The organism is Streptomyces sp. CB02056, from assembly GCF_001905545.1.
GTDB lineage: Bacteria > Actinomycetota > Actinomycetes > Streptomycetales > Streptomycetaceae > Kitasatospora.
In genome coordinates, this window is sequence record NZ_LIPD01000001.1 from 556,278 (window position 1) to 570,369 (window position 14,092).

Sequence of the window (14,092 nt, forward strand, 5' to 3'; positions counted from 1 at the left end):
AAGGCGGCCTGCGGCCTGGCCGCCCCAGGTGGTTCGGGGTCCGACCGGCAGGCGCATTCTCCCCCGCGGGATGGCCAGAAGTCACCATTCGGCGGTGCCCGAATGCCCGGACACCGTCGGCCGGGCAGGGTCGGGGCGGGTCGCTCAGTCGATCTCGCGGAGCAGGCCGGTGTGGACGTCGAAGACGAAGCCGCGGACGTCGTCGGTGTGCGGCAGGAAGGGAGAGGTGCGGACGCGCTGCATGGACTGGCGGACGTCGCCGTCCAGGTCGACGAAGGCCTCCACCGCCCACTGCGGGCGCTGGCCGACCTCCAGCTCCAGCTCGCGGCGGAAGTCCTCGGTCAGCCCGAGCAGGCCGCAGCCGGTGTGGTGGATCAGCGCGATCGAGCGGGTGCCGAGGGCGCGCTGGCTGATGGTCAGGGACCGGATGGTGTCGTCGGTGACGACGCCGCCGGCGTTGCGGATGACGTGGGCGTCGCCGAGTTCGAGGCCGAGCGCGGCGAACAGGTCGAGTCGGGCGTCCATGCAGGCGACCACGGCGATCTTCTGCACCGGGCGGGCGTCCATGCCGCCGTCCCGGAAGGTCACCGCGTAGGCGCGGTTGGCCGTGACGAAGCGGTCGATGACGGTGGGTCTGGCAGGGTCGGCAGCGGCGTTCGGCGAGGGCCGGTCGGGTGTCACTGTCATGGGGGCGACGTTAGTGCGGATCGGGCCCGCGCGGTGGGGCCGGGAGCTACAGAACGGCGGGCCGTGATCGGGTGCATCGCCACAACAGGAGCTGCTCCCGGAGCGGCCGCCGCCGACCCCGCACGCGGGGCGGCCAGGGGGCGCGCGCCCGCCGCCGAAGGCCCCCGATCCGGACCGCCGCAGGTCCGCCCCGAGGGCCGCGACCTGCGGTGATCCGTACCGCCGCCCGGGTGGTGCGCCGGAGCGGGCCATTGACTGGCAGGGGCCGCGCGATAGAGTTTGCGGCGCAGTGGAGCACACCCGCCGGGGCCCGTCAACGGGGCTTCCCCGGCCGGTGCGGCCCGGTCGAAGCGGCCCGTGGCCTCCTCCCGCTCCGTGCCCACCTGGCGCACCTTCCCCGGCGCCGGGCGGTCACGACCTTCCCCTCGAGCGGGCGGGGACCACGGGCCGCTTCGTCGTGCCGGGGCACGGTGGGCGAGAATGGTCGCAGCTCCCGGACGTCGGGCTGCTCCGCACCGAGGAAGGGCGCCACCGCGCATGACCACCAACGAACCGGGCCCCAAGCACGTTCCGGTGATGCTCCAGCGGTGCATGGACGCGCTCGCACCGGCGATCTCGCGCCCCGGGGCCGTCGTGGTGGACGCCACCCTCGGCCTCGGCGGGCACAGCGAGGCGCTGCTGACCCAGTTCCCGGAGGTGCGGCTGGTCGCGGTGGACCGCGACCCGGCGGCGCTGAAGCTGTCCGGCGAGCGGCTGGCCCCCTTCGGCGACCGGGCGACCCTGGTGCACGCCGTCTACGACGAGATCCCCGAGGTGCTGGAGCGCCTGGACATCGACCGGGTCGACGGCGTCCTGTTCGACCTCGGCGTCTCCTCGATGCAGCTGGACGAGGCGGACCGCGGCTTCGCGTACGCGCAGGACGCGCCGCTGGACATGCGGATGGACCAGACCCGGGGGATCAGCGCGGCGGAGGTGCTGAACACCTACGGCCACGGCGACCTGGCCCGCATCCTCAAGGTGTACGGCGAGGAGCGGTTCGCCGGGAAGATCGCCTCGGCGATCCTGCGGGAGCGGGAGAAGGAACCGTTCACCAACAGCGCGCGTCTGGTCGAGTTGGTGCGGAACGCCATTCCGGCGGCGACCCGTCGGACCGGCGGTAACCCGGCCAAGCGGACGTTCCAGGCGCTGCGGATCGAGGTCAACGGCGAGCTGGAGGTCCTGGACCGGGCGATCCCGGGGGCGCTGGACGTCCTCGCGATCGGCGGCCGGATCGTGGTGATGTCCTACCAGTCGCTGGAGGACCGGCTCGTCAAGCAGTACCTGGCCGCCGGTGCGACCAACACCGCTCCGCCGGGGCTGCCGTTCATCCCGGAGGAGCACCAGCCCTGGCTCAAACTGATCACCCGCGGTGCCGAGCTGGCCACCGAGGAGGAGATCGAGGAGAACCGGCGCGCCGCGCCCGTACGGCTGCGGGTGGCGGAGAGGATCAGGGACCGAAGCAAGCGGGGCTGACGAACCGGCCCGGCGGGGTCCGAAGGGCGGAGGAAAGCGGTGGGGCCGGTGGCCGGTGAGGTCCGGGCGGGGCGGGGAGGACTCCCCGGGCAGGGCAGGGCGCGGATCACGGTCCGGCCGGGCAGGCGTCCGGTACGGAGGCGCACACCGTTCGCGGTGCTCGTCGTGGTGCTGCTGGCGGCCGGGCTGCTCGGCCTGCTCGCGCTGAACACCGCACTCAACGAGGGCTCCTTCGAGCTGTCCCGACTGCAGAAGCAGACCACCGTGGCGACCGACGAACAGCAGAGCCTCCAGCACGAGATCGACCAGAGCTCGGCCCCGGACGCGCTGGCCAGGCGCGCCGCCGAGCTGGGCATGGTCCCGGCCGGCGGGATGGCCTTCCTGGACGTCCCGAACGGCGGCAAGGTGGTCGGCACCCCCGGCCCGGCGCAGGACAGCCCGCCGGTCAAGCGGTCCACGGCCGAGCCGTGGCCGACCAGGACCCCCTCCGGTGCCGCCCAGCCGAGCGCGGCCCCGCCCGCCGCCGGGCCGTCACCGGCCGCGCCGCAGCCGGGCGGTGCCCCCTCGCCGGCCGCGCCGCCGCCCGCACCGGCCCCGGCGACGTCCGCCGGCGACTCGGTGATCCAGCTCAACCCGGTCTCGCCCGCCGCGGCCGCGAAGCCGAACGGAGGCGCGGGCCGATGAGCCAGTGGACCGTCAGAAGGGGTGACGGGCGCGAGGCGCCCGGCGAGCGCGGCGAGGTGGCCGCATGAGCACTCCACGTCAGCCGGGCGGGACCGGCGGTTCCGGCAGCGGCAACGGCCGCCGTCCGGTGCCCCGGGGCACCGCGCCGCGAGCGCAGTCCGCCGCCGGCCGCGGTCAGCCCACCAAGGCCCAGCCCACCAAGGGGCAGCCGGCCAGGAGCCAGCCCGCCAAGGCCCAGCCCGCCCGCAGCCAGCCGGCGAAGGGCCAGCCCGCGCGCAGCCAGTCGGCCAAGGCCCAGCCCGCCAAGTCGGCCTCCGCCGGCCGTACCCCGCGGGCGCCGCAGCAGCGCCGCCCCGAGGGGCGCCCGCCGGCCCGCAGCCAGGCGGCGGTGCGCCCGAAGAGCCGTCCGCCGCTGCGCCCCAAGGCGCTCAAGCTGGCCGAGCCGAAGCGCCGGCTGCGGGTGATCTCCGTGGTGCTGTCGCTGGTGTTCTCCGTCTTCGCGGGCCGCCTGGTGCAGCTCCAGCTGGTGGACGCCGACGCGCTGGCCGCCGACGCCAACACCAACCGCTACATGAACATCCCGATCACCGCCGAACGCGGCTCGATAACGTCCTCCGACGGGGTCGCGCTGGCGGCCACCGTGGACGCGTACGACATCACCGCCGACCCGGCGATGTTCACCCCGGAGGCGACCGGCATCCCGGACGCGCCGGAGCAGGCGGCCGCGCTGCTGTCGCCGATCCTCGGCGTGCCCAAGGAGAGGATCGCCACCGACCTGCACACCCCCAAGACCCGCTACAAGCGGCTCGCGGCCCAGCAGACCCCGGCTGCCAAGAAGCAGATCAGCGACCTCAAGTCGGGTCTGGAGAAGCAGGCCGGCTCGCGGGCCTGCCAGGCCCAGAAGAAGCTGCTCGGCAAGCCCGCCGACCAGGGCGGGCGCACCCGGGTGGACAACGAGTGCGCCAACCCGCTGGCCGGGGTGTTCAACCGGGAGACCCAGAAGCGGATCTACCCGGCGGACGGCCTGGCCGCCAACCTGGTCGGCTTCGTCAACGCCGAGGGCGAGGGCGCCGGCGGCCTGGAGCAGCAGTACCAGAAGCTGCTGGCCGGCAAGGACGGCCACAGCAGCTACGCCCAGTCGGGCGGGCGGCTGGTGCCCACCGCCGGGGGCTCGATGGAGCCGGCCGTACCGGGCGACGACGTGAAGCTGACCATCAACCGGGACATCCAGTGGGCCGCCCAGCGGGCGATCACCGACCAGGTGGCCAACTCCGGCGCGGAGAAGGGCTACGTGGTGGTCCAGGACGTGAAGACCGGCCAGGTCCTCGCGATGGCCACCGCGCCCGGCTTCAACCCGAACGACCTGAGCCTGGCCAAGCAGTCCCAGATGGGCAACCCGGCCCTGGTCGACGCGTACGAACCGGGCAGCACCGCCAAGCTGATGAGCCTGGCCGCGGTGCTGGACTCCGGCACGGCCAACTGGGACACCAAGGTCACCGTGCCCAACCGGCTGGTCCGGGCCGGGCAGCAGTTCAAGGACGACGTCGAGCACGGCGACTGGCACCTGACCCTGGCCGGGGTGCTCGCCAAGTCCTCCAACATCGGCACCATCGAGGCGGTCGAGACCCTCGGCGGCGGCGACCAGCTGAAGACCAACCAGGTGCTGGACGGCTACATGCGCAAGTTCGGGGTGGCCCAGCCGACCGGTCTGGGCTTCCCCGGGGAGACCTCCGGGATGCTCAAGAAGCCGGAGGACCTGGTCGCCTCGGAGAAGTACAACATCTCCTTCGGCCAGGGCCCGCTGCAGATGAACGCGCTCCAGGCCACCTCGGTCTACTCGACCATCGCCAACGGCGGGGTCCGGGTCGCGCCCAGCATCGTCCAGGGCGTCACCGACCCGAACGGCAAGTACGCCCCGAGCGCGCCGGGGGAGCAGACCCGGGTGGTCAGCCCGGAGACGGCCAAGACCCTCACCTCGATGCTGGAGTCGGTCGTCGACGACGAGCAGGGCACCGGCGGCAAGGCCGCCATCCCCGGCTACCGGGTCGCGGGCAAGACCGGCACCGCCGACCGGGGCGCCGCCGACGGCAAGGGCTACGACGGCTACACCGCCTCCTTCATCGGCTTCGCCCCCGCCGACGCCCCCCGCTACACCGTCTCCTGCACCCTCCAGGGCCCGGTCAACGGCCACTTCGGCGGCCAGCTGTGCGGCCCGGTGTTCAAGCAGGTGATGGAGTTCACCCTGAAGACCATGCAGGTCCCGCCGAGCGGCAGCCCGGCGCCGAACCTGGCCGTCGAGTGGAAGCCGTGAGCGCACGATGAGCAACGGACCGGCCGGGCCGGAGCACGGCGCGGCGGAGGGCCGGTTTGGCCCTGGACACCCTTCGGCGGATAGCCTTCCCGCCGTGCCGAAACCCGATCAAACCACCGTGAGTCCGCCCCGTCCGACCGGGACCACCGCCCTGCCGCTCGCCGAGCTGGCCGCCGAACTGGGCCTGCCGCCCGTCGAGGGCGGCGCCGTCACCGGCGTCACCCACGACTCCCGCGCGGTCCGTCCGGGCGACGTGTACGTGGCCTTCCCGGGCGCCAACCACCACGGCGCGGCGTTCGCCGGCAAGGCCGCGGAGTCCGGCGCGGTGGCGGTGCTCACCGACCCGGCCGGCGCCGAGCAGGCGGCCGCCACCGGCCTGCCGCTGCTGGTCGTCGACCGGCCGCGGGCCGTCATGGGCGAGCTGGCCGCGATCGTCTACGGCCGCCCCTCCCGGCGGCTGCTGATGATCGGGCTGACCGGCACCAACGGCAAGACCACCACCTCCTACCTGGTCGAGGGCGGCCTGCGCGGCGCCGGGCGCAGCCCGGGCGTGATCGGCACCGTCGAGATGCGGGTCGGCGAGGAGCGGATCAAGAGCGAGCGCACCACCCCCGAGGCCACCGACCTGCACGCGATCCTCGGCGTGATGGCCGAGCGCGGCGCCGACGCGGTGACCATGGAGGTCTCCAGCCACGCCCTGGTCTTCGGCCGCACCGACGGGGTCGCGTACGACGTCGCGCTGTTCAACAACCTGACCCCCGAGCACCTCGACTTCCACCCGGACATGGAGGACTACTTCCAGGCGAAGGCCCGGCTCTTCCAGCCCGGCAAGTCCCGCCACGGCGTGGTCAACCTGGACGACGAGTACGGCCGCCGGCTCGCCGCCGAGGCCAAGATCCCGGTGACCACCTTCTCCGCGACCGGCGCCGCCGCGGCCGACTGGCGGGCCGTGGACGTCCGGCTCGGGCCGGTCGGTTCCACCTTCAAGGTGCTGGGCCCGGACGGCGCCGAGGCCGAGGCCTCCGTCCCGCTGCCCGGCCCGTTCAACGTCGCCAACGCGCTCGCCGCGATCACCCTGCTGGTCGCCGCCGGCCTGCCGCTGGAGCGGGCCGTGGCCGGCGTCGCCGCCGTCCCCGGCGTGCCCGGCCGGCTGGAGCGGGTGGACGCCGGACAGCCGTTCGTCGCCGTCGTCGACTACGCGCACAAGCCGGACGCCCTGCAGGCCGTCCTCGCCTCGCTGCGCGAGGTCACCGAGGGCCGGCTGCACGTCGTGGTCGGCTGCGGCGGCGACCGCGACCCGCACAAGCGCGGCCCGATGGGCGCCATCGCCGCCCGTCTCGCCGACACCGCCCTGCTGACCAGTGACAACCCGCGCAGCGAGGACCCGTTGGCGATCCTCGCCACCATGCTGACCGGCGCCGCCGCGGTGCCCGAGGCCGAGCGCGGCGACGTCCTGGTCGTCCCCGACCGGGCCGAGGCGATCGGCCTCGCCGTCGCGCGCGCCCGGGCGGGGGACACCGTGCTGGTGGCCGGCAAGGGCCACGAGCTCGGCCAGTACGTACGAGACGAGATCCGCCCCTTCGACGACCGGGAGGTGCTGCGCGAATCCATCGCGCGGACCACGGCCGCACGGGGCGACCGAGGAGTAGAGCAGCAGTGATCGCACTGACCCTCGCCGAGGTGGCCGCCGCCGTCGGAGGCACGCTGGACGGCGCCGACCCGGACGCCCTGGTCACCGGCCCGGTCGAGGTCGACTCGCGGAAGGTGGCCCCCGGCGGCCTGTTCGCGGCCTTCGTCGGCGAGCACGTGGACGGCCACGACTACGCGGCCAAGGCGGTCGGGGACGGCGCCGTCGCGGTGCTGGCCTCCCGCCCGGTCGGCGTGCCCGCCGTCCTGGTCGACAGTGTGGTGGAGGCGCTCGGCCGGCTGGCCCGCGCCGTGGTCGCCCGCGCCGAGGGCACCGCCGTGGTCGCCCTGACCGGCTCGGCCGGCAAGACCAGCACCAAGGACCTGATCGCCCAGCTGCTCCAGCGCCGCGGCGAGACCGTCTACCCGCCCGGCTCGCTCAACAACGAGATCGGCCACCCGATGACCGCGCTGCGGGTCGAGGCCGGCACCCGGCACCTGGTCATGGAGATGGGCGCCCGGCACAAGGGCGACATCGAGTACCTCACCTCGATCACCCCGCCCCGGATCGGCGTGGTGCTCAACGTCGGCACCGCCCACGTCGGCGAGTTCGGCTCCCAGGAGGCGATCGCCGAGGCCAAGGGCGAACTGGTGGAGTCGCTGCCGGCCGACGGCGCCGCGATCCTCAACGCGGACGACCGGCTGGTGCGCGCGATGGCCTCCCGTACCAGGGCGAAGGTGGTCCTGTTCGGGGAATCGCCGGACGCCCACGTCCGGGCCACCGACGTTCGCCTGGACGCCACCGGGCGGCCATCGTTCACGCTCACCACCCCGGCCGGTTCCGCGCCCGTGCAGCTGCGCCTGTACGGTGAGCACCACGTCTCGAACGCCCTCGCCGCCGCAGCGGTGGCGGTGGAGCTCGGGATGTCCGTCGACGACACCGCGGCAGCCCTGGGCGAAGCGGGTGCGCTGTCCCGCTGGCGCATGGAGGTCGTCGACCGGGCCGACGGTGTCACCGTCGTGAACGACGCCTACAACGCGAACCCCGACTCGATGCGGGCCGCGCTGCGGGCGCTCGTCTCGATGGGTGGCCGGGGCCCGGAGCGCCGCCGCACCTGGGCGGTGCTCGGCGAGATGCGGGAGCTCGGCGAGGACAGCCTGGCCGAGCACGACGCCATCGGGCGGCTCGCCGTCCGGCTGGACGTCACCAAGCTGGTGGCGGTCGGCGGACGCGAGGCGGCCTGCATGGAACTCGGCGCGAGGAACGAAGGTTCGTGGGGTGAGGAGTCGGTGCTGGTGTCCGACGCGGACGCGGCGGTCGAGCTGCTGCGCAGTCAGCTGCGGCCGGGGGACGTGGTCCTGGTGAAGGCTTCCCGTTCGGTGGGGCTGGAGAAGGTGGCCGAGGCCCTCCTGACGGACGGTGTGGCCGCCTGATGAAGCAGATCCTTTTCTCCGGGATGATCGGTCTCATCCTGTCGCTGCTCGGCACCCCCGCCCTGATCAAGGTGCTCGCGAAGCACGGCTACGGCCAGTACATCCGGGACGACGGCCCCAAGGCGCACCACAGCAAGAAGGGCACGCCCACCATGGGCGGCATCGCCTTCATCCTGGCGACCCTGATCGCGTACTTCGCCACGAAGGCGATAACGGGCGAGAGCCCGACCGCCTCCGGGCTGTTGGTGCTCTTCCTGACCGCGGGCCTCGGCCTGGTCGGCTTCCTGGACGACTACATCAAGGTGGTCAAGCGCCGCTCGCTGGGCCTGCGGGCCAAGGCGAAGCTGGCCGGCCAGTCGATCGTCGGCCTCGGGTTCGCCATCCTGGCGATGCAGTTCCCGGACGACCGCGGGCTCAACCCGGCGTCCCAGAGCCTGTCCTTCGTCCGGGACTTCAAGTGGGCGATCGGCCCCGTCCTGTTCGTCATCTTCGCGTACTTCATGATCGCCGCGATGTCGAACGGCGTGAACCTGACGGACGGTCTGGACGGCCTGGCCACCGGCGCCTCGGTGATGGTCTTCGGCGCCTACACCTTCATCGGCATCTGGGAGCACACCCAGAGCTGCGCCTACGCGATCACCGCGACCGCCAACTGCTACGACATCCGGGACCCGCTGGACCTCGCCGTCGTGGCCTCCGCCCTGATGGGCTCCTGCTTCGGCTTCCTGTGGTGGAACACCTCGCCCGCCAAGATCTTCATGGGTGACACCGGCTCGCTCGCCCTCGGCGGCGCCCTGGCCGGTCTGGCGATCTGCTCCCGCACCGAGCTGCTGCTCGCCCTGCTCGGCGGCCTCTACGTGATCATCACCCTCTCGGTGATCATCCAGGTCGGCTCCTTCCGGATGACCGGCAAGCGCGTCTTCAAGATGGCGCCGTTGCAGCACCACTTCGAACTCAAGGGCTGGACCGAGGTCCTGATCGTCGTCCGGTTCTGGATCATCCAGGGCCTGTGCGTCGCCGTCGGCCTCGGCCTGTTCTACGCGGGATGGGTGACCGGATGACCGACCCCGACCTGACCACCCCGGCCAACCCGGACTTCGCCGGCCTGCCGGTCGCCGTCGCCGGGCTCGGCGTCTCGGGCATCAGCGCCGCGCGCGTCCTGCACGGCCTCGGCGCCCGGGTCACCGTGGTGGACGGCGGCAGCGGCCCCGGCCTGGCCGCCCGGGCCGCCGAGCTGGAGGCGCTCGGCGTCACCGTGCGGCTCGGCGACGGCGCGAGCCTGCCCGAGGGCACCGAACTGATCGTCACCTCGCCCGGCTGGGCGCCGGACAGCCCGCTGTTCGCCACCGCCGAGGCGGCCGGGGTGCCGGTCTGGGGCGACGTCGAGCTGGCCTGGCGGCTGCGCAGGCCGCTGCCCGGCACCGGCGAGCCCGCCCCCTGGCTGGCCGTCACCGGCACCAACGGCAAGACCACCACCGTCCAGATGCTCGCCTCGATCCTCACCGCCGCCGGCAAGCGCACCGCCGCCGTCGGCAACGTCGGGGTCTCGGTCCTGGACGCGGTGCTCGCCGAGGAGCCGTACGACGTGCTCGCCGTCGAGCTCTCCAGCTACCAACTGCACTGGGCGCCCTCGCTGCGCCCGCACTCGGCCGCGGTGCTCAACCTGGCGCCCGACCACCTCGACTGGCACGGCTCGATGGAGGCGTACGCCGCCGACAAGGGCCGGATCTACGAGGGCAACACGGTCGCCTGCGTGTACAACCTGGCCGACCCGGCCACCGAGGCGCTGGTCCGCGAGGCCGACGTCGAGGAGGGCTGCCGGGCGATCGGCTTCGGCCTCGGCGCCCCCGGCCCGTCGAACCTCGGCGTGGTGGACGGGCTGCTGGTGGACCGCGCCTTCGTCGAGGACCGGGCCAAGAACGCGGCCGAGCTGGGCGCGGTGTCGGACGTGAACCCGCCGGCCCCGCACAACATCGCCAACGCGCTCGCCGCGGCGGCGCTGGCCCGGGCGTACGGCGTCGAGCCGAAGGCCGTCCGGGAGGGCCTGCGGGCCTTCCGCCCGGACGCCCACCGGATCGCCGAGGTCGGCGTGGTCCGCGAGGTCACGTACATCGACGACTCCAAGGCCACCAACACCCACGCGGCGGCCGCCTCGCTGGCCGCCTACCGGCCGATCGTCTGGATCGCCGGGGGCCTGGCCAAGGGCGCGACCTTCGACGACCTGGTGCAGGGCGCGGCCGAGCGGCTGCGCGCCGTGGTGCTGATCGGCCAGGACCGGGCGGTGATCCGGGAGGCGCTGGAGCGACACGCTCCGGATGTGCCGGTGATCGAGGCGGCCGAGGGCCAGACTGGCGCGGTGGCGATGGCCGAGGTCGTTCGAACGGCCGCGTCGCTCGCCCGATCGGGTGACACGGTGCTGCTGGCGCCGGCCTGCGCCTCGATGGACATGTTCACCAACTACGGCGAGCGCGGCGACCTCTTCGCGGCGTCCGTCCGGGAGCTGGCGGGCGAGTAGTCAGGCGGGTGGACGGGCCGGCGCGGGCGCGTCGGACGGAGAGAGTGAGCGGGGAGCGGTGGCGGGGCAGGGCAGAGCGGATTCCGGCGTTGTGAAGCGGGACGCCGCCGAGCCGATGAGGGTGATCTCCGCCACCACGACCAAGTACAAGTCGGCCGGTCCGCTGGCCCGCCTCCAGGCCTTCCGGGCCCGGTGGCGGTACTGGCTGGACCGGCCGCTCACCCCGTACCTGCTGGTGCTCGGCAGCACCCTGCTGCTGGTCGTGCTCGGCCTGATGATGGTCTTCTCGGCCTCGCAGATCCTCGCCCTGAACCAGCACCACACGGCGCAGTACTACTTCCTCAAGCAGCTGATCGCGGCCATCCTCGGCCTGGTCCTGCTGATCGGCTTCGCCTCCGTCCCGGTGGCGGTGCTGCGGGTGATCACCTACCCGGTGATGATCGCGGTGATCGGCGCCCTCACCCTGGTCGCCATCCCCGGCATCGGGGTGCGGATCAACGGCAACCAGAACTGGCTGGATTTCGGCTTCTTCCAGTTCCAGCCCTCGGAGTTCGCCAAGCTCGCGCTGGTGCTCTGGGGCGCCGACCTGCTCGCCCGCAAGCAGAAGGCCGGCACCCTCAACTCGTGGAAGCACCTGCTGGTGCCGCTGGTGCCGGGGGCCCTGCTGCTGCTCGCGCTGATCATGTTCGGCGGCGACATGGGCACCTCGATGATCCTGGTGGCGATGCTGTTCGCGCTGCTCTGGATGGTCGGCGCGCCGCTGCGGCTGTTCGTGGCCACCGTCGGGGTGGCGGTGGTGGTCTGCACCGCGCTGGTGGTCACCGTCCCGCACCGGGCCGAGCGGCTGGGCTGCATCGGCGTCACCAAGCTCGACCCGGAGGGCGCCTGCTTCCAGGCCCTGCACGGCGTCTTCGCGTTCGCCAACGGCGGCGGCTTCGGTACCGGCCTCGGCGCCGGCGTGGAGAAATGGGGCCAGCTGCCCGAGGCGCACACCGACTTCATCTTCGCCGCGACCGGCGAGGAACTCGGTCTGGTGGGGACGCTGTCGGTGCTTGGTCTCTTCGCGGCACTAGGCTACGCGGGTATCCGTGTGGCCATCGGTACGAAGGACCCCTTCGTCAGGTACGCCGCGGGAGCCGCCACCACCTGGATCATGGCGCAGGCCATGATCAACCTGGGGTCGGCGCTGGGACTGCTGCCCATCGCGGGCGTCCCGCTCCCGCTGTTCTCCTACGGCGGTTCCGCCATGCTGTCGGCCATGTCCGCGATTGGTGTGCTGCTGTGCCTGGCGCGCAGCACCTCGGGCGCGAAGGCGGCCCTGGCCGCCCGGAGCAAGAACTCCCGGATCAGGAGACAACTGGCCCGGGTGCTGCCACGACGACGAACCACAGCGCGCCCGGCCCCGGGGCCGGCACGCAGGGAGCGGTGAATTTCGGTGCATGTCGTACTCGCCGGCGGGGGGACCGCCGGTCACATCGAGCCGGCCATGGCCCTCGCGGATGCCCTCCGCAGGCACGACCCGTCCGTCGGGATCACCGCCCTGGGCACCGAGCGCGGACTGGAGACCCGACTGGTACCCGAGCGCGGCTACCAGCTCGAGCTCATCCCGGCCGTCCCGCTGCCCCGCAAGCCCACCCCGGAGCTGATCACCGTCCCCGGCCGGCTGCGCGGCACCGTCCGGGCGGCCCAGGAGATCATCGAGCGGGTCAACGCGGACGCCGTGGTCGGCTTCGGCGGCTACGTCGCGATGCCCGCCTACCTGGCCGCCAAGCGGGCCGGGGTGCCGATCGTGGTGCACGAGGCGAACGCCCGCCCGGGCCTGGCCAACAAGATCGGCGCCCGCTACAGCGACTTCGTGGCGGTCTCCACGCCGGACAGCAAGCTGCGCGACTCCCGGTACATCGGCATCCCGCTGCGCCGGACCATCGCCACCCTGGACCGCGGCGCGGCCCGTCCGGAGGCCCGCCAGTACTTCGGCCTCGACCAGCGGCTGCCCACCCTGCTGGTCTCCGGCGGCTCCCAGGGCGCCCGCCGGCTCAACGAGACGATCACCGCGATCGCCCCGCGGCTCCAGCAGTACGGCGTGCAGATCCTGCACGCGGTCGGCCCGAAGAACGAGCTGCCGCAGGTGGCGGACGTCCCCGGGATGCCGCCGTACCGCCCGGTGCCGTACCTGGACCGGATGGACCTCGCCTACGCGGCCGCCGACATGATGCTCTGCCGGGCCGGCGCCATGACGGTGGCCGAGCTGGCGGCCGTCGGCCTGCCCGCCGCGTTCGTCCCGCTGCCGATCGGCAACGGCGAGCAGCGGCTGAACGCCCAGCCGATGGTCAAGGCCGGCGGCGGTCTGCTGGTGGACGACGCCGAGCTGACCCCGGACTGGGTGCTGCAGAACGTGCTGCCGGTGCTCACCGACCCGCAGCGGCTGTGGGACATGAGCCGTTCGGCCGCCGAGTTCGGCCGCCGGGACGCCGACGACCTGCTGGTCGGCATGGTCTACGAGGCCATCCAGGCCCACCGCGGCGGCCGCCGCCGTGGCTGACGGCCGGCTCGCCGACCCGCTGGAGGAGGAGCTGGAGGTGGAGGAGTCCGCTCCCCGCCTCCGGCTCTCCCGGCGGGGCATCGTGGTGCTGGGCGCGCTCGGCGCCGCGGTGCTCGGCGTGCTGGCCTGGCTGGTGTTCTTCTCCTCGGTCCTGGACGTGCGCACTGTCGCCGTCCAGGGCGCGGGCGACGACAAGCTGACGCCGGACCAGGTCCGCGAGGCGGTCGGCGGGCTCGGCGACGGGCCGCTGGCGCGGGTGGACCTGGACGGCGTCCGGCACCGGGTGGAGGGGATCCCCCGGGTGGCCAGGGCCGAGGTGTGGCGGGGCTGGCCGCACACCCTGCGGGTGAAGGTGGTCCAGCGCACGGCGGTGGCCGCGGTCAAGGGGGACGACGGCCGGTTCACCCAGGTCGACGCCGGGGGCGTGAGCTTCGCCACCGAACCGGCCCCGCCCGAGGGCGTCCCGGTGGTCGAGCTGCGACTCAGTCAGCAGGCGAACGACGTCGACGGGGTGATCTCCCGTCCGCAGCTGGTGCAGGGCGCGGTGGCGGTGGCCGCCGGGCTGCCGCCGGAGGTCGCCAAGCGGGTCGGCTCGGTGCTGGTGCACTCGTACGACGACATCCAGTTGCAGCTCAGCGGGGGTGCGACGGTGCGCTGGGGGAGTCCGGAGCAGATCGACCGCAAGGCCCGGGTCCTGGTCGCGCTCCTGAACCAGAAGGGCACGAACTTCGACGTGACGGCGCCGGAGGCGCCGGCGGTGTCGGGATGATCCGGTAGGTTC

General features: G+C 73.4%; 11 protein-coding genes. 10 read left to right on the forward strand and 1 reads right to left on the reverse strand.

Going from position 1 to position 14,092, the window contains the following annotated elements:
- Window positions 1-144: 144 nt before the first annotated feature.
- Complete coding sequence (locus AMK13_RS02440) at window positions 145-687, reverse strand: beta-class carbonic anhydrase (protein ID WP_049651923.1); 543 nt, start codon at window positions 685-687, stop codon at window positions 145-147.
- Window positions 688-1,224: 537 nt separating this feature from the next.
- Here AMK13_RS02440 and rsmH point away from each other — a divergent pair.
- From rsmH to AMK13_RS02490, 10 genes are all read left to right on the forward strand, one after another.
- Window positions 1,225-2,199: a 16S rRNA (cytosine(1402)-N(4))-methyltransferase RsmH gene (gene rsmH / locus AMK13_RS02445; protein ID WP_049651922.1), complete on the forward strand. Its 975-nt coding sequence runs from the start codon at window positions 1,225-1,227 to the stop codon at window positions 2,197-2,199.
- A gap of 156 nt (window positions 2,200-2,355) precedes the next feature.
- On the forward strand, window positions 2,356-2,883 hold the full coding sequence (locus AMK13_RS44440) for a hypothetical protein (RefSeq protein WP_310593123.1): 528 nt from the start codon (window positions 2,356-2,358) through the stop codon (window positions 2,881-2,883).
- A gap of 64 nt (window positions 2,884-2,947) precedes the next feature.
- Window positions 2,948-5,194 (forward strand): peptidoglycan D,D-transpeptidase FtsI family protein, encoded by a 2,247-nt coding sequence (locus AMK13_RS02455; RefSeq protein WP_079271765.1) that lies wholly within the window; start codon window positions 2,948-2,950, stop codon window positions 5,192-5,194.
- A gap of 94 nt (window positions 5,195-5,288) precedes the next feature.
- Window positions 5,289-6,854, forward strand: a complete 1,566-nt coding sequence (locus AMK13_RS02460) for a UDP-N-acetylmuramoyl-L-alanyl-D-glutamate--2,6-diaminopimelate ligase (RefSeq protein WP_049658287.1) — start codon at window positions 5,289-5,291, stop codon at window positions 6,852-6,854.
- Entirely contained in the window at window positions 6,851-8,254 is a 1,404-nt protein-coding gene (locus AMK13_RS02465; RefSeq protein WP_049658289.1) for a UDP-N-acetylmuramoyl-tripeptide--D-alanyl-D-alanine ligase, read from the forward strand. The genes AMK13_RS02460 and AMK13_RS02465 overlap by 4 nt, the downstream gene beginning before the upstream one ends.
- Complete coding sequence (gene mraY / locus AMK13_RS02470; RefSeq protein ID WP_074000913.1) at window positions 8,254-9,315, forward strand: phospho-N-acetylmuramoyl-pentapeptide-transferase; 1,062 nt, start codon at window positions 8,254-8,256, stop codon at window positions 9,313-9,315. Before AMK13_RS02465 ends, mraY begins: the two co-directional genes overlap by 1 nt.
- Window positions 9,312-10,769, forward strand: coding sequence for a UDP-N-acetylmuramoyl-L-alanine--D-glutamate ligase (gene murD / locus AMK13_RS02475; protein WP_074000914.1), 1,458 nt, complete (start codon window positions 9,312-9,314; stop codon window positions 10,767-10,769). The genes mraY and murD overlap by 4 nt, the downstream gene beginning before the upstream one ends.
- A gap of 115 nt (window positions 10,770-10,884) precedes the next feature.
- Complete coding sequence (gene ftsW / locus AMK13_RS02480; RefSeq protein ID WP_074001191.1) at window positions 10,885-12,198, forward strand: putative lipid II flippase FtsW; 1,314 nt, start codon at window positions 10,885-10,887, stop codon at window positions 12,196-12,198.
- Between the two features lie 6 nt (window positions 12,199-12,204).
- A complete protein-coding gene (gene murG / locus AMK13_RS02485) occupies window positions 12,205-13,311 on the forward strand; it encodes an undecaprenyldiphospho-muramoylpentapeptide beta-N-acetylglucosaminyltransferase (RefSeq protein WP_049649525.1) in 1,107 nt (368 codons plus the stop codon).
- On the forward strand, window positions 13,304-14,080 hold the full coding sequence (locus AMK13_RS02490; protein WP_049649526.1) for a cell division protein FtsQ/DivIB: 777 nt from the start codon (window positions 13,304-13,306) through the stop codon (window positions 14,078-14,080). Before murG ends, AMK13_RS02490 begins: the two co-directional genes overlap by 8 nt.
- Window positions 14,081-14,092 lie beyond the last annotated feature (12 nt).